Consider the following 23616-nt stretch of genomic DNA (forward strand, 5'->3'; position numbering starts at 1 on the left):
CACGTAGAGAAAATATTAGAGAAATATACTTGCAAATACATTTGCAAGGGTGGGTGAAAGTATCTGATAAAACCATTAGGTGCTTTTTTATTTTCATAAAAGGGTGAGGAAAATGAGAATAGCCGATTATCTGACCAAAGAACAAAAGCAGTAGCTTAATCGAATTGGATCCAGCAAAGAGAAACCTCCAAATGAACTGACCAGAAAAGACTGGGAAGAACTCCTAGGAAGAACATGGACACTTACAAGCGAGTGAGAGGAGCAGTGAGAAGGAAATAAAAAATAAATGTCGAAATAAGTAGTAAATGGTGATTATGGTAGATCCAGATGGGGGGTTCATGTAATTGATGCATTCATTTGTTAAAAATATTGCAAAGGGGAGCGAGAATGGCAGAAGTGTTAAAGTACACTGTACCCATTTTAACTTTTATTCTGGGTACGATATATAGTTATTATTATAATAAGAATGTTCATAAGAAAACGTATAGGGCATTTCCTCATATAGAAGATTCATATATGTACTTAGACATGAGTAACAATGTATTAAAAGATGCATCTAAAGTATATATGGCCGGTGACTATGCTATTTTATCCAAACAACCATCATTTTTAAAATTGGATGCTTCATTCATTAAAGTAACAAATCTTGGTCCAGGGCATATGGTGAACAGTAATTTTACAATCACTACTATTACAACAGATCAAAAGGAAGAATGGATTTTCAAAGTCCATGTTCCAATGATCCGAAAGGATGAGGTAATTTTTATTCCTACAGTTGCTAAGGACATGATTAATAAACGGGTTATAACCGGTAGAGTTCATGTAAGTTATCTCACTCATCAAGGGGAGAGCATGGAGTATGTCAAAAAACTTGATAAGATAAATGATAAGGATACAGACATTTTAGAATCCTTGCATGTGAAAAATTATTCTAAGGTAGAAACAATATATAAATATAAAGGCAAGGATAGTCTTTTTGTATATGCAAAACCTGAAAAATAGTACTCATTTGAGTGCTTTTTTGTTGCGGTAAAATTGTTACTAAATGAGTGTGTATAAGACAAAGGAACAGAAACTTAAGTTATATGACAGTGGTGAAAGGAAGAAGCTTCCGCGAGGAAATAAGTAATTTAGACAACTTTGAATGCCAAGAATGTAAACGGCAATGACGAGTATCCGTAGATACAAACGAATACAGTAAGAGTGCTAAGCGCAAAAAGATTGATCTGGTCGTTCACCATATCAAAGAACTCGAACATCGTCCAGAGTTAGCGCTTGATGAAGATAACCTGGAGACTGTTTGTGTTGATTGCCATAACAAAGAACATGGCAGGGATTTTGGAAAGAAAGAAATTAAGTGGAATGATGAGAAGTGGTAATATCCCCCGGTCAAAAACACTGTTTTTTTCCAAAATGCTGGGCACCGGGGAGGGGTCTCGGTATTATTCTTTACTTGGTGGTATTATTAACAATTCTTTTTTCTTCAATGGGTGTTAATGAATATATCAAAACAATACATTCTCCCAATGGCAAATATACAATTGATTTATATCTGTGGGATCAAGGAGCAACGAGTACTTTTGGTGTAATGGGCGAAAGGGTCCAATTTGGTTTGAAAATCCAAAAAAGAACAGAGGAAGTTAATGTAGAATGGGAAAGTAATGATATAGTTTCGATAAACAATCATATTCTTAATTTAGATAAATGCGATACTTTTAGTTATCAATGATTAAGTATCTGAAACAATCTACTTAAACTCCCTCAGTTTAATACGATTATCTGGCAAATGCTCGCTTATTCGCAGGATTTCATCCTCCTAGGATTACATTTTAATGACCGTAAGGAGTGGATACTGGACATTTGGCTACGTGAAGGCATAGTTAAATAGAAGAGTAGGAATATACTCCATATTTTACCATATAATGTACATCTCCACGCCGCCCCTGGAGGCTTTCCCTCCCATGTCTCAACGGGTCTTCGCCCTCTCATTCCTTCGTCATGCCTATCCAAGGGGTGGAGGCCAGTCTAGCTAACGGAATGGGTCAGTGCCCTTTTGTTTAAGTAACCTGGTACTCCGTACATATTTAGAAATCCTGCGAATAAGCCAACACTCGATCTTTTTTCTTTTCAATTAACCAAAAATATTAAACTAAGCTGCCAAATCTGTTAATGGTTGTACCTTCTTGGGACAATACGATTCGTTATGTCGTGCTATTCCTACAAAAACCCTAGCCAATTTACCGACCAGTTTCATAATGGATTTCATCTTTTTCATTTTCTTAACTTTTACGTTGTTAGAGTGGAGGGTCTTAAATTCTTCATTGTTCACCACCAGGCTCAAAGTGGCAAGGTAAAGGAAACGCCTAAGCCTTGACCTTCCTCGTTTTGAAAGGACTATTTTTCCTTTCCACTTCCCAGAACTAGCTTCAGAGAGATGGAGTCCAGCGTGACGAAGTAATGAATTGCCGTGTGAAAATCCACTTAAATCGCCTGCTTCCCCTAAAATACCCGCTAATGAAATTTCACTAATTCCTTTGATCTTAAGTAGCTTATCTGCAAATGGAATTTTAGGTAGTTCTTCCTTGATTGCCAACTCCACTTTATCAAGTTGGTGAACCGCAAGGTCGTACTCTTCGAGTAATTGTTCTAGGTGGAATTTGTGAGCCTCTACAGCTTGTCTGGTACCGATAGATTTCCTGGCTACATTGAGAAGTAAATAGGCTTTCTTTAACCCAGGCTGCCTTTTCATAAGCGACTTCCAACCGGTCACAATCTCATCTGGCTTCAGGGATTCTAGTTCCATTGGGGTTGGAAAAAGCCGTAATGTTGCGATTGCCCCTTTGCAAGTTATGTCTTTAAAGACTTGTCTTAGTTCGGGAAAAACAATATCCACCCAGCGATTTAATTGATTAACCGAGCTTACAAGCCTTTTAACAATTACATCTCTGTTTGACATTAGAACCCTAAGTTTTTCAAATGGCTCAGAGGAATGTCTGACAAAGGAGTAGTAACCATTCTTCACCATGTCGGCTATGACTAGGGCATCTTTCTTATCACTCTTTGATTGCGTATTATCACGATTTTCCTTATTCCTTTTGACTAAATGGGGATTAACTGTTACTACCTCAATATCACGCTTTATTAGCCATTTAGAAAGATTGATCCAGTAATGGCCTGTAGGTTCCATTCCGACAACGGTTTCCTCTAATCTATGTACTCTTTTAAGATTCTTAATCCAGTTTAATAGTGCTGAAAAACCGTCTTCATCGTTTTGGAAAGTGATTGGATCACCTACCACAATTCCTCGGAAATTGACCGCTCTGGCTACGTGGAATTGTTGGGCAATATCTACCCCAACGACAAGATGTTTGTCAGAAATTCTTTCGATTAGTTGATTTTGTTTGTCCTGCATTTTAAAATTCATAGTAGGGGTTCCTCCTAAGGTTAGAGTTAGAGTCGTGTCTTACTCATATCTTACTGAGGATCCCTTTTTTTATCAAAGCTCAAAAATAACGCTCTACAGGAATGCTAAAGGGTGCGTAAGTTCAATAAGTTGTTCCAAATACAGCACGTAACAAAAGTCCAAACCTTTAATTTTTACATTAAACCCATCATAATAACGATTATAGGTGTTTGGATATATTTGTAATCAATAAAACCGTAGCATATAATTACTTTTGTAGCTTACTGAGCTTATTCTACAAAGGTGTAACATGGTAACTCACAAATGGCTGGGAGACATATGATGGTAAGTTTTTATTTTAACTACACCTGCGATTTTCCTATTAACATTAACTTATAATATCTTTTTTAGCTATAAAAGGGACAAATAAAATTAAGAATCATTTAATGATGTTACCAAATACATATTAGCTATGAAAAGTGGAAAACGCTATGAGGAGGGGAATACCACTTATATTTAATTTCAAGTTTTAATATAGATGATGACTAAAGTAGAGTTATGGTTTTTTGTTTCAAATTAATTTAAAGGTTGTGAGAATATGAAATTATTTACAGAATCTATTTACGATTACCTGTACCAGGGATTTCAGGCTAACAGTTCAAAACCAGAAGTATCGGACTACCTAGAGTTAAATGATAATACTTTAGTCTTGTTACTTGAACAAACAGTATTTAAACGTATCAATCAGGGAACTGAATATGCTTATATCTTCTTGGATAGTCCAAATCGTAAATTTAGTTCTTCTTTAAAAAAAGAACTTCTATTTAAGTATTATTACATGTTGGTATTATTAAATTTTGAAAGATATGATAGGGAATTAATAGAAAAAAATTATTCGCGTGCACAACTGTACTTTGATGCAGACCTGCTTGGCCAAGAATGGGAGCAACGTTTTCTCTTGATAAGTGCTCTCTGCGGAACAGCCAGTAATCGGGTAATGGAAGGTATTAATCCGATTAAAGCACTAAAATCCTGGTTATCTCTATATAATAGCCCAAACAGTCTGGTATTTTCAGTGAATATTTATTTTGGTAGTTGGTGTGTAAAGAATGAAAACTTTAAGGAAGCAGAAGACTTATTAAGTAAAAGTCTATCCCAGGCAAGTTCTCCAGAACAATATGCTATTGCTTATAGTAACTTAGGTGCTTTGGCGTATTCTTTAGATGATTTACAGAAAGCCATTGAATTATATCAAAAAGCATTAATACACATTGATGACGACAAAAACGGTAAACTGGGAAATGAAAAACTTCATATTATGCTATACGAAAACCAAAAAAACATTGAAATTCAAGAGGCAGCCCGAAAAGATGAATGGTATTATCCTGATCAAATTCCTCTTAATGAAAATATTTTTGATTTTGCAAATCGGATGAGAAGGATAGGTTTGAATTATCTTACGGATGAGGTGTTTAATGAAAATATCAAAGGAAGAAATAGCTATAGGGCTTCAAATAACCTGTATGAATCTGTTCGATATCTAGAAAGGGCAGAACTGAGTTATCAACTATTAGGTGATGTTCAAGGTTTAAAAAAACTTTCCAAAGAACAAATGATGCATTTTTTAAATTCTGGAAGCGTTTTGAAGGAGGATGTCTTAAAAAGAATAGCACTTGAACATGCGATACTAATTAATAACGATAAAACCATAAAAGGTTTAATTGGAGATAGTATCCCATTCAATACCTTAAAAGAAATAGGTGAATTTTGTGAATGGCTATTTGATTCTGGTGTGAATCGACTTACTCGTCTCGGCAGAGCACATTGCATAGGACTATTAGCTGATTACTTACCAAATAAGTTTGTAGAGCCGGCCTATCATGAGTTGTTAAAAACATTAGATGAGAAATGGTCCTTTACAAAGGATTTTGATTATAAACGAACTGCAATCGAGGCATTGAGAAGATTAGTTCCTAGGCTGAAGTCAAATCAAAAAAGTCATATTATACATAGAATCTGGCAAGCCTTCCTACAGGGACCTCATTTAGTAAAAGAACATGCTGCAAAAAATTTAAGTGAAATAAAAGACTGGCAGGGGTATCCTTCAATTTCTGATCTGAGTGGAAACATTAGAAACGAAATAGATAAAATTTCTAGTGACTCTTTAGAATATAAATCGCTAATAATTCTGTTATTAAACATAACCAAGTTTGCAACGGAAGAGAAAAAAATAGAAATCACAAGATACCTTGAGGAAAAAAGTACAAATGGAAATTGGTATGCATCATCCATTGTTTTAAATTCACATTTAACTCCTTTTGCAAAAAAGAAAACAAAAGAGCAGGCAGTAATTGATGCAATAAAACAAGTTGAACAAGAAATTAAAGAGGAATCACTTAATAGCTATTCCATGAAATCTTATTTTTGGGGGGCAGTTTTAGCATTCTTACTGCCTTACATTGATGATTCACCCTTATTCAAAAGAGCAGAAGATATTTTATATAAATATATCGAATCCACTAATGTTATGTCTCTAAAACGTTCTGAAGCTGTTCAGGCTGTTTTTTACCTGTTAAAGAACCATCCAGATTTAAAACTTGATTTCGTTCGCTTACAGACAACCTGTCAAAATTGTTTAGATGATCCCAGAACGTGGTTAGACGAAAAGTCTACTTTTTTAAGTAATGACCATTCCTTAGTTCCTGAAATTTTTAAAGTACTAAGCCAACTGGAAATCAGCGATAGAGAAGCAGAATCATTAATGCACAGCTTCCTCGGAGCAACATTAATGTTTGAGAAAGATAGCTTAAGTGATAGTTTAATTGCTATGACCACTTGGGCTAAAAGGTGGTATAAAGTACCAGCCATTTACGCGCCAATTCTTGCAAGGATATATATGGAATGCAAAAATGATGATCCAGTGGTTCGTGCAGCAGCAATATATGGATTGTTGGAATTAGCAGAAATGGATTTTCCTGATGATGTTAATTGGTATTATGCTATGCACGCTATAAAAATTGGAAGCAGAGATAAATCCCGTAATGTTAGGTACAATCTTGCCAAAGGCTTAAGTAAATTAAAAGAAAAAGGTGTTAAAAGGACATCTGAAATAGATCCTTTTATAAATGAATTACATAGAGATTTGAGTTTTATTGTGCGGGAAGCTTCACAAGATGAAAAGAAGGTGCAGTCATGAAAAGTGCTAGCACTAATATTACGCGGCAAGGATCACAGACAAGTGGAAGCATTCTTGCAACTATCTCTTCTTTAAATTATACAGACCTTGGTTATCTAAATATTGAAATTGGTGAAAATCCTAAGGATACTGAAATGACTGGGTATATTAACCATCTTGGAAACTATGATAGATATTTAGAAGGTAACTTCAGTATTCGATTTCTAGAAAACGATACATTAGTAGAATATATTAATTGTTATGCAATTGAATTAGAGCAGGATCAAGGTTTGCGTTTCATTGTACCGAAGGGGGATATTAGGGTACTTAAAGTTTCAAAGAATAATGAAAATCAAACACAAAAGATGATTAAACAAATTCAAAATTTAATGTCATCTCGGCAATATGGGAATATCGTTTTTGTTATGGGAGCTGGTGCATCTATTGATGTGTTACCAGGAGGCGCTGATTTATTGCGTAAGATGTTGGAAGCCGATCCACACACAGAAATCTGTAGGTTTATTACAGATGTTTTCAAAGCTGATATTAAAAAAGAAGAGGTGCCTTTTCCTTCATTTAATCAGGTTTTAAACGTAATTGATATAGCATTGGAGCGAGAAGAGGGGTTTAGTGCCGAATATTCCTTGGAGAGTCTCCGAAAATTGAAAAAAAATATGATTGGCGAATTACGAAAATATTTAATAGATCGTGCTAACCCTAACGTTGACAACAGCTATACCGAATTGGCACAACAATTGAAGGCATTTAAAGAAAAATCCGGGAAAATAAGCTTTATTACATTAAATTATGATTTATATCTGGACGAAGCATTGAATAAGGTTTTCGGTACTGAGTTTTTGGAGTATGTTCTTCCCTTTCAATCATTAAATGATAATGGTAAAGGTAATGATATACAAAATACAGGAGAGAAGGAAAATTTAAATAAAATAAAAATAATAAAACTACATGGATCGCTAGACTGGCTAATATGCCCCACATGTTTTAATGCTTTTAGAGTTTCGGAAAACTTGCATAAGGCACTTTCTAGAAGAACATGTCCTGCTGACCATACTGAGTTAAAAGAATTTTTGTTCCCGCCTACAAAAGAGCGTATCGAGGTACATAGTCACTGGACAAGCCTACAAGGTGTAGCTGACCAATTACTCCGTCAAGCTGACAAAGTGGTTTTTATAGGATTCTCACTCTCGGAAGATGATGCACATTTTCGCTTTAAACTTAAAAAGCATCTACACCGACCTGAAAATCCTGTGTATATTCAAGTAGTTAGTAGAGAAAAGAAAGAGTTTGATATAGCTACCGATGCCGTTTCATGGAATTATTGGCAATTCTTTGGTCCAATTGATTATAGACCAATAGGCTTTAAGTTGTTCTCTAAGCACCCTTATTAATCTATATTGAAAATTAACTTATGATTTGCCATAAGGAAAATGTGAAGACAATAAAATACTAATAAGTATACTTGGATATATTTGTTATTTTTGCTAATCAAAATTATAATTGATATAGTAGCTTAGCCCATTGCTGGGAATTGTGCTATTGAGCAACCCACACATGGCTTGGTAGGGCGCATGGTGGGTTGTTTTATTTTGACTTTTATATATCCCCCCCCAGTGCCTAGAAAACGGCTAAATACAATAGTTTGATGTGGTGGCCTCATCTTTCCTACAAGAATTATTCAATAAAAGGTGTTGCGAATTTTATTTCTTATATTTTTAATATAAATTTAAGGACTTGAGAATTTACCTACAAATAACATGTTGTTCAGTATTGCTTATAATGTTATTTATCCTAATAAAAAATATTTATTTATGCTCTGAAAGGACATTTAAAATGAATAGATCGGGTACTAATTTAATTATTAATGACAAAAAATTATATATTTTTAATGAACATCATCATGTATTAGAGGCTTGGGCGAAATTTAGGTTGTTAAATGAGGTTGCTCCTATTTTAATCACACTTGATCACCATACTGATACAATGCCAGCATTTAGGATGCATACTAAATTCGATGAAAAAAAAAACAGATTACCTAATTAGTAAAATCAACGTAAATAGTATGGAAACTATCCATGAAGCTATTAATAAATTACAAAATGATGAACATATTGACGCAGCTCTTAAATCTGACATCATCGCAAAAGCTTTTGTAATTTCATTTGATGGAACGAATAACGATCCACCTTCAAAAGAAGAAGAACAATATCAGAATCAATTGATGTATAATATTATGTTTGGTAAGGACTGCCAATTAGTAAAACCAACTAGACCTTATACATATCCTGAATCCAAACTTTATATTATTGAGAAAGGTTGTTTCATTGGATGTGATAAGAGACAGCATGATGACGAATGTGAGAGGGAACTCTATAAACAAATAATAGAGTCTAATAATTTAAATAATAAATTAGATATAATTAATGAAATGAACCCAGGAATAGTAAAGGATAACGAAATAGTAAGCGAGTACATATTAGATATTGATTTAGACTTTTTTCATACCATGGATTCTATACAACCTAAAGATACTGAAACTTTTTATAGATTAATAAGAAAGGCAAAAATAATAACTATTGCAATGGAGCCTGATTATGTTTCCAGATGGAAGGTTGATGATCATTCAATATCGAGTGAAAAGTTATTGGAACATTTATTAATCCATATTAAACGGGCAACTACATGATCTTATGGTACCGAATCATAATTTACAAAGTTGAATATGGGAACCAGATATAGTTTAATATTAATCATTAACTTTTAGTTAGAAAAAATTAAATAACTAAGACTTAGTACCTAATTAGATACATAAGTAATTGTTTTGACAATTTTAGTTAACTTAGAAGTATCTAACGAAAATTGGGACAAGCGCTTTTCTAAAAAAGGGCAGTGTAACCATTGCTATTCAATATTTGAATAGCAATGGTATTTTCTTTTAAGGTCCAATTTCCTATTGGGTATGCGAGATGTTGTGATTTTATAAAAAAATTCCTGTGTTTTCTTGACTATTCTTCGTACTTCCATGTTCTTCTTCTGATAATATCTTTTATTGTTGAATAACTTACTCCGTTTTTTATGGCTAGTTGTTTTTGAGGAGTTTTGTAATGGAGAAATTCCTCTCTAATGGCCTTGACTTTTTCAGAAGTTAATTTTGAAACTGGCGAGTTATCGCCACTTCTTAACTTTCTTAATTTAGGGTTCTCTAACCTTATTTTATTTGAGGCTCTTATTTTTTGTTTGTGTTCTAGGCTTTTTTTCTTACCCCGATGTGCAATACTCAACTTCTCTTTAGTAGTTGTCGTAAGTTTTCTTCCCGTCATAGATTTGCTCAATTCACACCAAAGCCTCATTTTACGTTCCTCCGCCAGTATAAAAGCCTTCTGCAATTCTAAATACTTGCCATATTTCCTTTCTAAGTAAACACTTGCATCAGCATATATCCAGTCCATTATGGTTTTAACGTAATTTATACCGCTAATGGAACAATAATAGCAATTCCCTTTAGGAGTTACCTTTACTGTTGATCCCGTAAGATTCTTGAAAATACTTAATATATAATCACAAATATCTTTTGTTCCGACAATATCAATTCTCCAAGTATTTCTTGTGGTACTAAGGCAGCCATCACCATCAAAGTAGCCGCGAACGTAGTGGTGAATTAAATCATGATCTATGTCTCTAAGAAAAGTTGCTTTGTAGGTTTTTAAGGGGACACATCCCAATGAAATTAAGTCATGCTTCATTTTTTTGCTATATATCCTAAATTCAGAATCGAGTGTTCTTTAGCTTTTAAATAAACAATTTTGTCCTTGATGTCATATGTAGCTTTAATACTTTTTTTAAATTTATAAAGGTGTTCTTTATCCTTTCTTGATAGACTAAGTGTTATACAATTTCTACGATTTTCCTTGCTTACACTTCCGTCAGCTAAAATAAATCCAAGCCAATAAGCTTTTTCCTCTGTTGTAATTTTACCAAAGAAATTTTCATCTAATAAAAATTTTCTTATCATTATTTATTATTCCCCTAAGTACGATTTTTTTAGAAGCTTGTCATAAGTTCCTTAAGGGGTTTTATGTTGGTGCCAAATTGGTGCCATTCGATATATTAGGTCTAACCTATATTATTTTAAAATCAGGAAACCATTATAATATAAACGTTTTTCAAATAATAATGGTCTAACCTATCATATTTAATAATCTGGATCTCGCTTCATTCGCTTTGACAGGGTAGAGGTCGCTGGTTCGAACCCAGTAGGAATCATACTAAAAAGCTTCAATCCTTTTCTTAAGGGTTGAAGCTTTTTTGTCTTTGTATTTCTCACATCAAGTTTGGCGGTATCTGTTCAGTTCGCAAAACAGCAGGAGGTGTGTTAAAAATATAAGGCGGTGCTGGTTTAAGTTTAGGCTTTGGTCCAAATGGTGCAGGATTTTGGACGTACTGGAATGTGCCGAGGCCGTCCATGCTGGTTCCGCTTGCCCATCTGCCCGCAGCACTTTCGTCTCCCTCTGAAAGGTTAAACAGCACGTAGGAAACTTCCTGTTTTTCCAGGTGTTTCGGGAAGGTGCTTGGCACTACTACATTTTCCTTTGCTTCCAATTCCTTTATGGCTGCGATCCACTGATTTTGATGCATCGTGTCTCTTGCCAGCAGCCAGGAAAGCATATCTCTTACGCCGCGATCTGTCGTTTCATAATATAGTCTTGCTACCTGAAGCCTGCCCTGGGACTCAGCATTCAGGTTAGCCCTGAAGTCTGCGAGGAGATTGCCGCTGGCGATGATGTAATCAGCAGTCCAACGGTTTCCCACACTGTCAGCCGGCATGGCGCCCAAACCTGATACGATGACATGCTGTGGGTTCATGCCTCCTAAGATCGCTTTCATTACAGGATCCTTTGCGGCTTCCTCTTGTGCGCCAACAGGTGCACCATCTAAAAGCCTGGCGACCATGGTAGAAAGCATTTCAATATGGGTCAGCTCTTCTGTTCCGGTATCCATTAAGAGATCCCGATATTTCCCATCACCGCGGGTATTCCAACCCTGGAATAAATATTGCATGGCAACCGAGATTTCCCCGAATTGTCCACCAATAACTTCCTGCAGCTTTTTAGCATAGACAGGGTCTGGCCTTTCCGGTTTTGCTTGATACTGTAATTATTTTACGTGATAAAACATCTTATTCCTCCCCCAAACAAAATTCACACTCCACTGTTATGATATGGGCTATTTAAGTTTAAGGAACTTGGACCTGTAAACTGAGGGGAGATTTCCAACTGCATTTCTTTTGTGATTAGCTCATTTATTTAATTAGAAAGAAATAGAATGAAAAAGGAACTTATTTGTTGTGATGATTTAATCCGAATCCAGAATAAGGGGGAAGGGACAATATTCTTTTTTAATAGAAAAGTAAAGTCGCCTATTGAAGTGATTCATGAAAATTTGCAAAAAAGGCAAAAAAAGAGTTTGACTAAGAACCCCTTAGAAGAAGAGAGAAAAATCATACAAGAGATAAAGTTGAAGACCAAGGAACTAAATAAAAACAATATAACTAGAACCAAAGCCTATCTGGATTTTTATAAAAAGCACCCGGAAATCCAGTGGGCGTTCCTGGCCCATATGGTCTCCAGGAATGGCGGCTGGAGCATGACAGATTTAAAAGCAGAGCTGCTAACAAGGTTATTATCCAAAAAAGAAAAAAGCTCGTTTTTCTCATTTCTTGAACGAGGCAATTGGCTGATCTTCCAGGATGCTTTTCCTCAGCTGCTGCTTTATGAAGAAAGTCTTAATAGGAAAAAACCGTTATTCACGCTGCTCCCCCACTTTAATGTTTCGATCTTTATTGAGACGATATGGAATTATTATTGGGAATCGTCTGATTCATCCCTGCTGACAATAGGCCTGATTATTAATGAACAGAACTATATTGAAAATAGAGTTATCCAAAACCAAAACTATATCAAGGATGTATTCAATACCCTGGAGTTTGAGATACAGGATTTTTTGTCCTTCAATCAAATTCTATTTCCCTACAATGACTATGGTGTGACTAAACTGGCTGGACAGACAGTGAATCAGTTTCAATCATTGCATGAACGAATCCAATTAGGAAAAAGGTTGTATGCGATCCTTTTTGATAAGGAGGTATTGAAAAAAGTGGAAGAGTGGGCCATGGCAAACCCCCATACAGGCTCAAGAAAAGATTACTGGCCCCATATCTTCAACGATGTGCATGAAGGAATCCCTGGACTTAAATATCAAATTAAACTCAGTTCATGCAAAGTAAAACCAGGGGCAAGAAGAATCTACAGCCCAAAACTCCAGAATGTCTGGAAAAACAGTAATCAACCTGAAGCAGAACCTGGAGACTGGTTCGGTGATTTTAAAGTATTGGAGTTTCTGGAAGAAATAGAGGAACCTTCGATTGGAAATATAGAATATGAATACTGTCAGACACTCGAAAAGCTGGAACTTGTCGCTTTTGCGAAGAAGATTATTTCAATTCTTGATTAGAGGTTAAAAAAATGGTTTATTTTTCTAGACGAATCATAAAACATTCTATATAGTAGAGATGACAATTGGAGAATAGGAAATGTAGGGGAGCCGGTAGTGCCGGCTGAGAAAGTGTCCATAGATGCTGACCCTTTAACCTGATCTGGCTAGTACCAGCGTAGGGAACATCTTCTGATAGACGTTTTTCGTTTATTATGGATTTTTTCATGCGCTTGGGATTCCCTGAGCGCATTTTTTATTTTACTAACATCACCTTAGCCTCCTTTTCCGCCTCCATTGTCAAACAAATAGAGAAGAGGGGAAGTACATGAAGAAATTATTAATCTTGTTTTCTGCTTTTTTGTTAGTCTGGGGCCTGGCTGCCTGTTCTTCAAGTCAGTCATCAGGGGAGAAAGAAGACAAATTGAAGAAGGTGTCAATTGTCCTTGATTGGACGCCGAATACAAATCACACGGGAATTTATGTGGCAAAAGAAAAAGGCTATTTCAAGAATCATGGTTTGGACGTAAAGATAATCCTTCCGGGTGAAGCGGGAGCAGACCAGCTTGTCGCTTCTGGAAAATCGGAATTCGGAGTAAGTTACCAGGAAGGAATTACGCAGGCTAGAATCCAGGGGATTCCGCTTGTTTCACTGGCAGCTGTTCTTCAGCATAATACATCAGGATTTGCCTCACCGAAGGCTAAAAATATAGTTTCACCAAAGGACTTTGAAGGTAAAACCTATGGCGGCTGGGGATCGCCAATTGAAAAAGCTGTCATCAATTCATTGATGAAGCAAGAAAATGCAGATGTCGAGAAAGTGAAGGTTGTGAATATGGGAGACTCTGACTTTTTTACAGCGGTAAATCGTGACATTGATTTCGCCTGGATTTATTATGGTTGGACAGGAGTTGAGGCGGAAATTCGTAATGAATCAATCAATATGGTTTATTTAACAGATTTTTCAAAGAAGCTTGACTACTATACACCGGTTATTACCACAAATGAAAAAATGATCAAAGATGATCCCGAAACAGTCAAAGAATTCATGGCCGCACTTACAGAGGGATATGAATTTGCAATTGAGCACCCAGCTGACAGTGCAGAAATTCTGATTAAGGCGGTACCTGATTTGGATGAAGAACTGGTGAAGAGGAGTCAGGAATGGCTATCCCCTAGATACCAGGATGACGCTGAACGCTGGGGTGAGCAAAAGCTGGAGGTTTGGCAGAATTACAGTGAGTGGATGTTTGAGAATAACCTTCTAGAGAAGGAATTAGAAGCTGAAAAAGCCTTTACCAATGAATTTTTACCAGAAGGGAGGAACTAATGATGGCAACAGCGTTAGTAAGTGTACAAATCATACCTAAAGCTTCTTCTGCAGAGGAGGTCATTGAATTGGTGGATGAGGCAATCAAAATCATTGATCGGTCCGGTGTAAATTATGAAGTCCATCCGCTGGAAACAACGATGGAGGGTGAACTGGAGCATCTGTTAGCGGTGATAGCCGAGATGAACAAGAAAATGATTGAACTTGGAGCTCCGAATGTCATTTCCCAGGTGAAAGTCTTATATCAGCCAGATGGAATTACGATGGGCAGGCTGACGGAGAAATATCGGCAATGAATACATTATGGAATAAAGGATGGCGGCCATTTTTGGTTCTCCTCCTTTTCTTCTTGTTTTGGGAAATGATCACTCGTGTACAGGAAATACCGGCATGGCTGCTGCCTGCCCCTTCTGTCATCTTCAAGGAAGCGGCAGGGAGTTATCCTTTATTTTTGCCGGACATAGGAGCAACCCTGACATTGGCGATTACCGGGCTTTTACTGGGATCAATGATCGGATTTTTGATTGCCATGATACTCCACTTGATACCTTCTATGAGAAACGCATTGTATCCATTGTTGATTCTATCGCAAAATGTACCGATTATCGTTTTGGCTCCTCTGTTGGTCATTTGGTTTGGTTTCGGCTTTTTGCCTAAATTGCTCATCATCATTTTAGTTTGTTTTTTCCCGGTCACTATTGCCTCATTGGATGGTTTCAGCAATGTTCCGAGAGAACTTCTCCATTACATGAGGATGTCAGGCGCTACACGATTTCTGACATTTGCGAAGCTTGAGCTTCCTAATGCACTGCCCCCTCTTTTCTCAGGATTGAAAATAGCAGCGACTTATAGCGTCATGGGTGCGGTTATTTCAGAATGGCTGGGAGCGGAGAAGGGGATTGGCGTTTTCATGACACTATCTTCTTCATCCTTCAGGACAGACCGTGTATTTATTGCCATTTTTATTATTATCTTTTTCAGCATGCTGCTCTATAGTGTAATTGTGATGATAGAAAAGAATTTGATTAAATGGAAGGTCAAAGGTGAGGAATGATGGAAGTGAAAATCAGACTTGAAAACGTCAGCAAATCCTTCAAAGACACAGGAGTGGTGCTTGATGATCTCTCCCTTTATGTTAAAGAGGGAGAATTTGTTTCCATTATTGGACCTTCTGGAAGTGGTAAAAGCACTATTTTTCAATGTATAGGCGGCTTACTTGAACCTGAGGAAGGCATGCTGTTTCTTGATGACCGGAAAATTAATGGGGAAACAGGGAATATAGCATATATGCCCCAGCAGAATTCGCTTTTACCCTGGAGGACGGTAACTGATAACATTTTGCTTGGCCAGGAATTGTTCCAGAAGCCTGATAAACGTGAGGCTCAAAATTGGTTAAAGAAAATAAACCTAACATACTATCAAGATGCTTATCCCCATCAACTTTCAGGTGGGATGAAACAAAGGGTCGCATTTTTAAGAGCATTACTAAGTCCAAAATCTGTATTGCTGCTTGATGAGCCATTTTCGGCACTGGATGAATTCACCCGATTTGATATGCAAAAGTGGTTGTTATCAATCTGGGAAGCGAAGCGGAAATCAGTTTTGTTTATTACCCACAACATTGAAGAGGCTATTTTTTTATCTGATCGGATCTATCTCTTATCTCCTAGGCCAGCTAAAATCATTCGTGAGATTAAAGTATCTTTTAAGAGGCCGCGAACAGACACATTGCTTATGGAAAACGAGTTTCTCGAGCTGAAAAGGGAAATATACGACGATTTGAAGGCAGGCGGGTTGCATGAAAGTGTTTGATGCTCATATTCATTTTGATAAATATACCCAAAAAAATCAAAATCAAATTATCAAAACGTTAGCAGAAAATAAGGTAGAAGGTATGATAACAGTCTCAATGAACCTTTTATCCAGCAAAGAAAACCTAAAATTGGCTGACCAACACCCAAATATTTATCCCTCTTTTGGCTTCCATCCCGAACAGCCTCTGCCGACCGATAATGAAGTGGCGGAACTGTTAAATTGGATTGAAACAAATCAGGAAAAAATGGTCGCTGTCGGTGAAGTTGGACTGCCTTATTACCTCCGGAAGAAGGAAAAAGGCAGCAGGTTTCCTTATCGGGGTTATTTGGAGGTTTTAGAGCAATTTATTGTTTTGGCCAAGAAGCTGGATAAACCGATCATCCTTCATGCAATTTATGATGATGCATCTGCAGTATGTGACCTGTTGGAAAAACATAATGTAAGGAAGGCTCATTTTCATTGGTTTAAAGGGGATAAAAAAACAATGGAGAGAATGGTGGAGAACGAGTATTTTATATCATTCACTCCAGATATTTTATACGAGATCGAAACCAGAGAGGTTGCAGAGTTTTATCCATTACATATGACCATGGCAGAAACAGATGGACCTTGGCCATTTGAAGGGATCTTTCAAGACAAGCTGACTCAGCCTTCAATGGTTCACCAGGTGGTCCGGCAAATTGCAGCCATTAAGAAGGTCAAGGTTGAAGATGTTTACAACAGTTTGTACAACCAGGTGAAAAATTTCTATAAAATATAACTTCAATGAAAGGATAGGCGGCTCCTATCCTTTCGTGTTTTCAGAACAATTGCTATTGACAGAATCAAGAATGATGCAGGTGCTGTTCTTGGTCTTTGATTAAATGTAAGTCATTTATCCAGTCATCCCAAAGGAGACTTCCTAAATACAGGTAAAAGATAAACAATGTAAAAATAAGGACTGGTTTTATAATATATTTTTTTGAAATAATGGATGACTCAGTTTTCGGAAGTATCTTAAAAAGGAATAGGGCGGCAAGTGATACCGTCAGGAAGATATTGATCAAGATCAGCGATTTCTCAGGCAGCAGCATTTCTCCAAGCATCGCCCCCATCATCCCGCCCATAATACCAGACATAAGACCTTCAAATGCTGCAGCAGCACTGACTAAAGCCCCCATTATAGTGCCGGCTGCTGCCCCTATGAGCATTGATAGAATAGTAGAATGAAATAAATCACCACGAAAAATAGTTCCAAATAAAACCCCACTAGTCAATCCTATATTCATGCCGAGATACATTGAAATGATCATTCCATTCATGCCTGTCAATCGATTTTTGTTGCGAAGCACAAGCATAATGGAAAGCAGAAGTGTAACGGCGAGGCTAAAAAGAATATAAGCATTAAAAATAATCATGGCAAGCCTCCTTTTCACCATCATATGTAAGGCGAGGACAAACCATTCCTGTGTTTTTAAGGAGGATCCCTTGGAAATGTTACCATTTCTATCGGTTTTGTTTACTGCTGTATCCGCAGGGTAGAAAAATAATAGATGGAAATCATCTAATTCGAACTCAGGAGGGATCATTAAATGAATAAGAATAAAGCTCCCAACAAAGGGTTGAATACGGAACAGAACAATGGTTTGTCTGATGCGCAAGAAGTGCTTTACGCTAAGGAGTTTTCTCGTGCAGTAAAGGCCGAAAATAAGTATAGAGCAGAGAACGGAAACAAAGGAAAATAGGCTGGATGAAAAGATGGCATTTTGGCCATCTTTTCTATTTCCTTTACTCTATGTTTAGTCAAAAATGTGACGGGTATTGGATTATGTAGGCAAAATCACACAATTTGTTAAATGGTAAATAGCCTTTTCGGCATACAAGTCTTAGTTTTGAGAATCTCAGCTTTGAGACTTTGTATGCCGGATTAGAAAGCATTGCGCTCAATCATTCAATCCGGAATGAGCGTAAAACTAGAATGGAGGTAATAGTCTATGGAAAAGACAATCGTAGGTGGAGTTTTCAGAAATACAGATGAAGCAGTTGGTGCAATTAGAAGACTTAAGGAAATGGGATTTGACGCTCACGACTTATCGATTTTTGCAAAAGACGATGATAAACTGGAGAACATTGAAGACCAAACGGATGTAGATGTAATTGAAAATGATTCAGATCGAGGAAAAAATGCTGGCAAGGGTGCCGGTATTGGAGCTGGGACTGGTGGTGTTCTTGGAGGAATCGCTGGTCTGATTGCCGAAATTGGCCTGCTTTCAATCCCGGGAATTGGTGTCCTTGCTGCCGCTGGTCCGCTTGCAACAACATTGAGCGGTGCAGCAATTGGCGCCACAGGAGGCGGAATTGTTGGTGCATTGACAGGCGCCGGAGTAACGGAAGATGACGCCAAGGAATATGAGAGATACTTGAAGGAAGGCAATATCCTGGTGTTAGTGGAAGTGGATGAGGAAAGAAGAGAGGAAATCCATACCACTTTTAGAGACTCTAATTCATTAAACACTGATATGTATGTGACTTCCTAAACTGGAGGGCAAGAGGCATTCCTTTGGATAGGAATGCCTCTTTTTTTGAATATAGGGACTTCTTCTATATTAAAAAAAGTATCTGTTCCAGGAGTACAGGTACGATTCATGAAGAAATCATCCGGTAAGTTTCGGCCATTCATTATAACGAATAACGTGGTAAATAGCCAGCCCGTCACTATAATTGCCGTTACCGTAATCAACTGGAATCAATGAAAAGGTTGCCAGCCAGACAGAAAAATAGGAATAGCGGACAAATATAGTATGGGGTTCCAAAATGTCTTGTGAGATGAGGATGTTAAGCACCAGCACTGATCCAAGATTAAAAATGACTCCTCCTGCATGTACCAGGAAATGGGTTAAGCGATTATTCCATTTAAGGTGCTCATACTCACTAAAAGCGTCTAAAAAATACATGCTGTTCAAACTGAATGGTCCCTTTTTGAAAATCTGTTTTCCGCGCCCAAGGGAGAAACTAAATTCCCCTCCAAATATCCATGCGAAGAAGGAATGCCCTAACTCATGAATTAGTGAAACTACTGGATAAATAAATAACAGTGCCAGAAGAAAGCCGATAAAGTCTGAGAAGCCGAACATGATTAGAGACCTCCTATCTTAAAAATGTTTTTTATAATCAATGTACAGATTTTACCCATGGCCAAGTAACCTAAACGAACATATAAGTTGAAATATATTACACATTTCCATATTATTTTCAACTTCTTACACAAATAGACAAGCCAACCAATTTTTAATTTGGAAAGGACAGGTGAAAAATGGATAATCATAAAAAGAGTAATTTTAAGTCTTTGTTTTTGACAGGCATTGCTGGAATAGTCGTTGGAGCGATTCTTATCTTCTTGCTTGGTCCGTTTTCGTCTGAAAAAGATTTAGTGTCTACAGCCAAGAACGATTCTGAGGGAAAGTTTACTGCAAAAGTCAGTGCTGATGAGGGTGAAGAAGATCCCACAATAAAGGAAGCAGTAAACAAAAGTATGGATACAGTTGTCAGCGTGGTGAAATACGAAGGGGGAAGTATGTGGGAAGGAACTGAGCCGCAAAAAGCCGGATCTGGTTCAGGAGTCATTTATAAAAAAGAGGATAGCAAAGCATACGTAGTAACCAATCACCATGTTATTTCCGGAGCAAGCCAGATTGAAATTAGCCTTGGAAACGAAAAAAAGCTTCCCGCGAAGCTCTTAGGCTCTGATCCATTGCTTGACCTTGCAGTATTGGAGGTGAATGGCGAGGAGATTAAAGATGTTATTGAACTTGGCAAGTCGGAAAAACTTGAGCCGGGAGAAACTGCGATTGCGATTGGCAATCCGCTTGGCTTCTTGCATGGTACCATAACTGCCGGTGTAATTAGCGCACCTGATCGAGTGATGCCTGTCGATATAGATCAAGATGGAAGCATTGACTGGCAGTCAGAAGTAGTCCAGACGGATGCGTCAATTAACCCAGGTAACAGCGGCGGTGCATTGATTAATATTCAGGGCGAATTGATTGGCATAAACTCATCAAAAATTGCCCAGGAAGCTGTTGAAGGAATCGGTTTTGCAATCCCAATTGATGTTGCGATGCCAATTTTAAAGGATCTGGAAGAACACGGAGAAGTGCAGAGGCCTTATATAGGTATCGTCCCAATCTCCTTAGCGGACATTCCATCACAATATTATAGCGAGACACTGAACTTGCCAGAGGGTGTTGAAAATGGGATTGTCGTTAAGGAAGTAGTCTCTACTTCACCAGCAGGAAGGGCCGGGTTAAAGGAATACGATGTCATTACAAAACTGGATGATACAGAGGTAAAAACTGCAGGAGAACTTCGAAAATATTTATATACCGAGAAAGAAATTGGAGATGAAGTAACAGTGACTTTTTTCAGGGATGGAAAAGAGGAGACTGCAACATTGACTCTGGTCGAAGATTTGTCACAAAGCAATTAACAGAAAAACGCCATTATGGCGTTTTTTGTTGTTAATGCAGAAGATTAAAATTGAAAGCGCCTATACCGTTCCCGGAAGAACGAATAGGATAATACAGAATAAATAAAGGCAGGAGGGGAGAATATGTCACGTGATAAAGGAAAGGTAATTCATGTAGATAAGCTTACAATTCATGCTAAAGAGGTTGAGATTATACAGGAAAGCCGAAAGGACCACCAGAGGGGCAGAAGACATCCTTTTGATTTCTTTGGTCATGGAAGAAGACAAGGACGTGAATTGGGAGAAGACCAACATATTGAACACGAGAGTAGTTCAGTTGAGGGAAGGAAGGAAGGCCACAGAGGGCCTAGGTGGTTTTAACAAGCGATTGACTAGAAAAATTTAAGGTTCATTATAAAAACAGGAAATGCAATTTAAATTTGACTTTCCTGTTTTTTGTTAAAAAGAAAGCCTAATAGCAGCAAGAAACTTCATTATATATAAATAAAAACAGCTTGCAGACCCAAAAGTCTGCAAGCTGTTTTCAAGAATTTATGCTGGTGCATCAAGTTCATCGTCTTCAATGCGTTTTTCGTGGTGTTCGACGTCTTTTCGGGCGTTGAAGCGGTCAGCTTTTTCCAGTGTGACAGTGATGTTGAAATCTGGGATACCGGCGTATTTTTCATAGCGTCCTCTTGGGAGAAGGAAGTTTCCTTCAGGGAAGTGGACCTGGACGTTGCTCCGTGAAATGTCTACGAATTTAGCTCTGCCCTGGAAGACACCGAAGCCATTGTATAGGACAATTCCTTCACCTTCGGCAATGCTAAGGTCCTGTGCGTCTTCTGCATTCATCAGCACATCATAGCGCCCGGCACCGTTAAGAGGATCTACTTCATTGTAGACCATGGAATTGAATTGCTTTCCACGGCGGGAAGTAACGATGAATTGTCCTTCCTTTTTACCGAGTTCAGGAATATCAACTGAAATCAGGTTTCCTTTTCCGTCAGAAGTAGGGCAGATTCCATCCTCACATAACCAGGCGCCGCCCCATTGGAACACATCTCCTGCTTTTTTAAGATGTTGTATTCCATCATAATTAGGATTCGCCAGTGCGATTTCATTCCGTATCTCCTGTGCATCTTTAAAATCAACCAAATGGGAAGTCTCAGGCTTTACCCGCTTAGCTAAATCAATGTAGATTTTCCACTCAGCGCGAGCTTCTTCAACCTGATTCTTGTTGCCTTCAATTTCCGGGCTAAAATAAACCATTCGCTCAGTTGAAGTGGATGTTCCGCCGCCTTCCTGCTCATAACGAGTCTTCGCAGGGAGGACAATGACGGCTTCCTTTGCATCAACAAGGGTAGAAGTATTCAGGATGATATCCTGATGAACACGAATCTCGAGTTCGGACAATGCTTTTTCCACAAAGTGTGGGTCTGGCATCGTTTCAAGGAAATTGCCTCCAGATAAGTAATACATTTTGATTTTGCGTTCATGCTCTTCAGGAAGCAAAATATTCTCAAGAGTTACTCCGACAATATCGCCTTGCCAATCCGGAAGTTCGAATCCCCATAGATCCTCAATTCGTTTAATATTTTCTCCATAAAAATCTCCGCCTGGAAGAACGAAAGGATCCGCACCCATTTCACCGCTGCCCTGAACAGAAGAGTGTCCGCGGAAAGGCATCAGGCCTGCGTACTTTCGGCCAAGGTGTCCTCTGAGCAGCGCAAGGTTTGCCACTTGTGAAATATTGTCTGTAGCGAATGAATGCATCGTCAAACCAAGTGCCCAGGCATAAACGGCATTCTTGCTGTTAGCGAGCAGTTCCGCCAACTCGATAATGCGTTCTTTAGAAATACCGGAAGATGTGACAATATCTTCCCATTCTTGCTCCTGGACCTTCGCTTTCAATTGCTCAAAACCATTCACATGCTCTTGTACAAATTGATGATTGATGGCTGAACCGTGCTTGATTTCCTCCATATCAAACCAGTGCTTCATGATCCCATGCATGAAGGCAATGTCACCACCGATATTGACCTGGTAAAAATCATCTGCGATTTTCGTGCCAAAAAGAGCAGATTCTGGATTTGAAGGAATCCAGTACTCATCCATTGCAGGCTCTTTATATGGGTTTACAACAATGATTTTTGTTCCTTTCTTCTTTGCTTCCAGCATATATTTCGACGATACAGGAGAGCTGTTCGATGCCACACTGCCCCAGAACAACAAGACATCAGTGCCAATCCAGTCCTGGTAATTAGAAGTGGAAGCACCAACGCCAATCGAGCGTTTTAATGCTGTTTTTGAAGGCGAATGGCAAATCCGGCTTGCATTGTCAATATTGTTCGTGCCAAGAAAGCGGGAGACTTTTCCGGCTACATAGTAAGATTCATTTGTAATCCCTCGGCTTGTCAGGTAAAAAGCGTACTGTTTCGGATCCAGCTTTTTCGCTTTCTCTGCAACCATATCCATTGCATCATCCCAGGAAATTCGGGAAAACTTGCGCTCACCCTTCCTGCGGATCATTGGATAGGGGATGCGTCCCAGTTTACGCAGCTGGGTGCTGTCATATTTTCTTAGTTCATCTATATCAGCATGAAGAATTTCCGGCTTTATTGCCCCGGCAGTATTCAGTCTAAGGACATTCAATCTTGTCGTACAAATATGCGGGCCTGTCAAGGTCTGGTCTTGCAAGCCTGATACACCTAATGCACATCCATCACATACTCCTTTGGTCAGGATGTTGGTCGCGTAGCCGAAGTTATCCCGATTGTCCCAAAGGGTTTTCATGGTATCTCTTATATGTTTCGGCTTCACCTTGCCAAGCCCGAAAGGAATTGGACTTACCCAGTGCTTTGGTGCAGGCATAGCCGCTTTTTTCTGTGGTCCTGGATGTTTTGTTTTACCCAATTTGAAACACTCCCATTTATAACAATCTT

General features: G+C 38.1%; 21 protein-coding genes, 2 pseudogenes and 1 riboswitch. Of the genes and pseudogenes, 16 read left to right on the forward strand and 7 right to left on the reverse strand.

Annotated elements, in window-relative coordinates; genetic code table 11:
- Window positions 1-387: 387 nt before the first annotated feature.
- The 3 genes and pseudogenes from FOF60_RS07055 (at window position 388) to FOF60_RS07065 (ending at window position 1729) form a co-directional block, all read left to right on the forward strand.
- Window positions 388-1002 carry a hypothetical protein gene (locus tag FOF60_RS07055; RefSeq protein ID WP_192473782.1) on the forward strand — a complete coding sequence of 205 codons (615 nt, stop codon included), beginning with the start codon at window positions 388-390 and terminating at the stop codon, window positions 1000-1002.
- Window positions 1003-1045: 43 nt separating this feature from the next.
- Window positions 1046-1379 (forward strand): annotated as a pseudogene (locus tag FOF60_RS07060) (HNH endonuclease).
- Complete coding sequence (locus tag FOF60_RS07065; RefSeq protein WP_192473781.1) at window positions 1373-1729, forward strand: DUF5412 family protein; 357 nt, start codon at window positions 1373-1375, stop codon at window positions 1727-1729. The pseudogene FOF60_RS07060 and the gene FOF60_RS07065 overlap by 7 nt, the downstream one beginning before the upstream one ends.
- Before the next feature lie 420 nt (window positions 1730-2149).
- Here FOF60_RS07065 and FOF60_RS07070 read toward each other — a convergent pair whose 3' ends face one another.
- Window positions 2150-3424 (reverse strand): IS110 family RNA-guided transposase, encoded by a 1275-nt coding sequence (locus FOF60_RS07070; RefSeq protein ID WP_192473834.1) that lies wholly within the window; start codon window positions 3422-3424, stop codon window positions 2150-2152.
- Between the two features lie 577 nt (window positions 3425-4001).
- On the opposite strand from FOF60_RS07070, the gene FOF60_RS07075 reads away from it, so the two are divergent.
- From FOF60_RS07075 to FOF60_RS07085, 3 genes are all read left to right on the forward strand, one after another.
- On the forward strand, window positions 4002-6599 hold the full coding sequence (locus tag FOF60_RS07075; protein ID WP_192472924.1) for a tetratricopeptide repeat protein: 2598 nt from the start codon (window positions 4002-4004) through the stop codon (window positions 6597-6599).
- Entirely contained in the window at window positions 6596-7987 is a 1392-nt protein-coding gene (locus tag FOF60_RS07080) for an SIR2 family protein (RefSeq protein ID WP_192472925.1), read from the forward strand. The genes FOF60_RS07075 and FOF60_RS07080 overlap by 4 nt, the downstream gene beginning before the upstream one ends.
- Window positions 7988-8610: 623 nt before the next feature.
- Window positions 8611-9282 carry a UPF0489 family protein gene (locus FOF60_RS07085; RefSeq protein WP_264647655.1) on the forward strand — a complete coding sequence of 224 codons (672 nt, stop codon included), beginning with the start codon at window positions 8611-8613 and terminating at the stop codon, window positions 9280-9282.
- A 319-nt stretch (window positions 9283-9601) separates the two neighbouring features.
- Here the strand turns inward: FOF60_RS07085 and FOF60_RS07090 are convergent, their stop codons facing one another.
- From FOF60_RS07090 to FOF60_RS07100, 3 genes and pseudogenes are all read right to left on the reverse strand, one after another.
- Window positions 9602-10339, reverse strand: a complete 738-nt coding sequence (locus FOF60_RS07090; protein WP_192472927.1) for a hypothetical protein — start codon at window positions 10337-10339, stop codon at window positions 9602-9604.
- Window positions 10336-10608 (reverse strand): LAGLIDADG family homing endonuclease, encoded by a 273-nt coding sequence (locus tag FOF60_RS07095; protein WP_192472928.1) that lies wholly within the window; start codon window positions 10606-10608, stop codon window positions 10336-10338. Before FOF60_RS07095 ends, FOF60_RS07090 begins: the two co-directional genes overlap by 4 nt.
- Window positions 10609-10916: 308 nt before the next feature.
- Window positions 10917-11771 (reverse strand): annotated as a pseudogene (locus FOF60_RS07100) (manganese catalase family protein).
- Window positions 11772-11918: 147 nt separating this feature from the next.
- Between FOF60_RS07100 and FOF60_RS07105 the strand changes: the two are divergent.
- The 6 genes from FOF60_RS07105 (at window position 11919) to FOF60_RS07130 (ending at window position 16990) form a co-directional block, all read left to right on the forward strand.
- Window positions 11919-13106 (forward strand): DUF2515 domain-containing protein, encoded by a 1188-nt coding sequence (locus FOF60_RS07105; RefSeq protein WP_192472929.1) that lies wholly within the window; start codon window positions 11919-11921, stop codon window positions 13104-13106.
- A gap of 73 nt (window positions 13107-13179) precedes the next feature.
- A riboswitch (TPP riboswitch) is annotated at window positions 13180-13287 on the forward strand.
- A gap of 126 nt (window positions 13288-13413) precedes the next feature.
- Window positions 13414-14415, forward strand: a complete 1002-nt coding sequence (locus FOF60_RS07110; RefSeq protein WP_192472930.1) for an ABC transporter substrate-binding protein — start codon at window positions 13414-13416, stop codon at window positions 14413-14415.
- Between the two features lie 2 nt (window positions 14416-14417).
- On the forward strand, window positions 14418-14711 hold the full coding sequence (locus FOF60_RS07115; RefSeq protein WP_192472969.1) for a thiamine-binding protein: 294 nt from the start codon (window positions 14418-14420) through the stop codon (window positions 14709-14711).
- On the forward strand, window positions 14708-15469 hold the full coding sequence (locus tag FOF60_RS07120; protein WP_192472931.1) for an ABC transporter permease: 762 nt from the start codon (window positions 14708-14710) through the stop codon (window positions 15467-15469). Before FOF60_RS07115 ends, FOF60_RS07120 begins: the two co-directional genes overlap by 4 nt.
- Window positions 15466-16227 (forward strand): ABC transporter ATP-binding protein, encoded by a 762-nt coding sequence (locus tag FOF60_RS07125; RefSeq protein WP_319801571.1) that lies wholly within the window; start codon window positions 15466-15468, stop codon window positions 16225-16227. Before FOF60_RS07120 ends, FOF60_RS07125 begins: the two co-directional genes overlap by 4 nt.
- Window positions 16214-16990: a TatD family hydrolase gene (locus FOF60_RS07130; RefSeq protein WP_192472932.1), complete on the forward strand. Its 777-nt coding sequence runs from the start codon at window positions 16214-16216 to the stop codon at window positions 16988-16990. The genes FOF60_RS07125 and FOF60_RS07130 overlap by 14 nt, the downstream gene beginning before the upstream one ends.
- Window positions 16991-17054: 64 nt before the next feature.
- Here the strand turns inward: FOF60_RS07130 and FOF60_RS07135 are convergent, their stop codons facing one another.
- Window positions 17055-17627 (reverse strand): hypothetical protein, encoded by a 573-nt coding sequence (locus FOF60_RS07135; protein ID WP_192472933.1) that lies wholly within the window; start codon window positions 17625-17627, stop codon window positions 17055-17057.
- 174 nt (window positions 17628-17801) lie between these two features.
- On the opposite strand from FOF60_RS07135, the gene FOF60_RS07140 reads away from it, so the two are divergent.
- Both FOF60_RS07140 and FOF60_RS07145 read left to right on the forward strand, forming a co-directional pair.
- Window positions 17802-17954, forward strand: coding sequence for a YfhE family protein (locus FOF60_RS07140; RefSeq protein ID WP_192472934.1), 153 nt, complete (start codon window positions 17802-17804; stop codon window positions 17952-17954).
- A gap of 249 nt (window positions 17955-18203) precedes the next feature.
- Complete coding sequence (locus tag FOF60_RS07145) at window positions 18204-18746, forward strand: general stress protein (protein ID WP_192472935.1); 543 nt, start codon at window positions 18204-18206, stop codon at window positions 18744-18746.
- Window positions 18747-18863: 117 nt separating this feature from the next.
- Here the strand turns inward: FOF60_RS07145 and FOF60_RS07150 are convergent, their stop codons facing one another.
- Window positions 18864-19343: a hypothetical protein gene (locus FOF60_RS07150; RefSeq protein WP_192472936.1), complete on the reverse strand. Its 480-nt coding sequence runs from the start codon at window positions 19341-19343 to the stop codon at window positions 18864-18866.
- 179 nt (window positions 19344-19522) lie between these two features.
- Between FOF60_RS07150 and FOF60_RS07155 the strand changes: the two genes are divergently transcribed.
- Together FOF60_RS07155 and FOF60_RS07160 are read left to right on the forward strand one after the other, a co-directional pair.
- Window positions 19523-20695, forward strand: coding sequence for a S1C family serine protease (locus FOF60_RS07155; protein ID WP_192472937.1), 1173 nt, complete (start codon window positions 19523-19525; stop codon window positions 20693-20695).
- A 123-nt stretch (window positions 20696-20818) separates the two neighbouring features.
- On the forward strand, window positions 20819-21055 hold the full coding sequence (locus FOF60_RS07160) for a hypothetical protein (RefSeq protein WP_192472938.1): 237 nt from the start codon (window positions 20819-20821) through the stop codon (window positions 21053-21055).
- Between the two features lie 171 nt (window positions 21056-21226).
- On the opposite strand, the gene FOF60_RS07165 is transcribed toward FOF60_RS07160, so the two are convergent.
- On the reverse strand, window positions 21227-23587 hold the full coding sequence (locus FOF60_RS07165) for an FdhF/YdeP family oxidoreductase (RefSeq protein WP_192472939.1): 2361 nt from the start codon (window positions 23585-23587) through the stop codon (window positions 21227-21229).
- Window positions 23588-23616: the final 29 nt, after the last annotated feature.

This window comes from Mesobacillus jeotgali (assembly GCF_014856545.2).
GTDB lineage: Bacteria > Bacillota > Bacilli > Bacillales > Cytobacillaceae > Mesobacillus.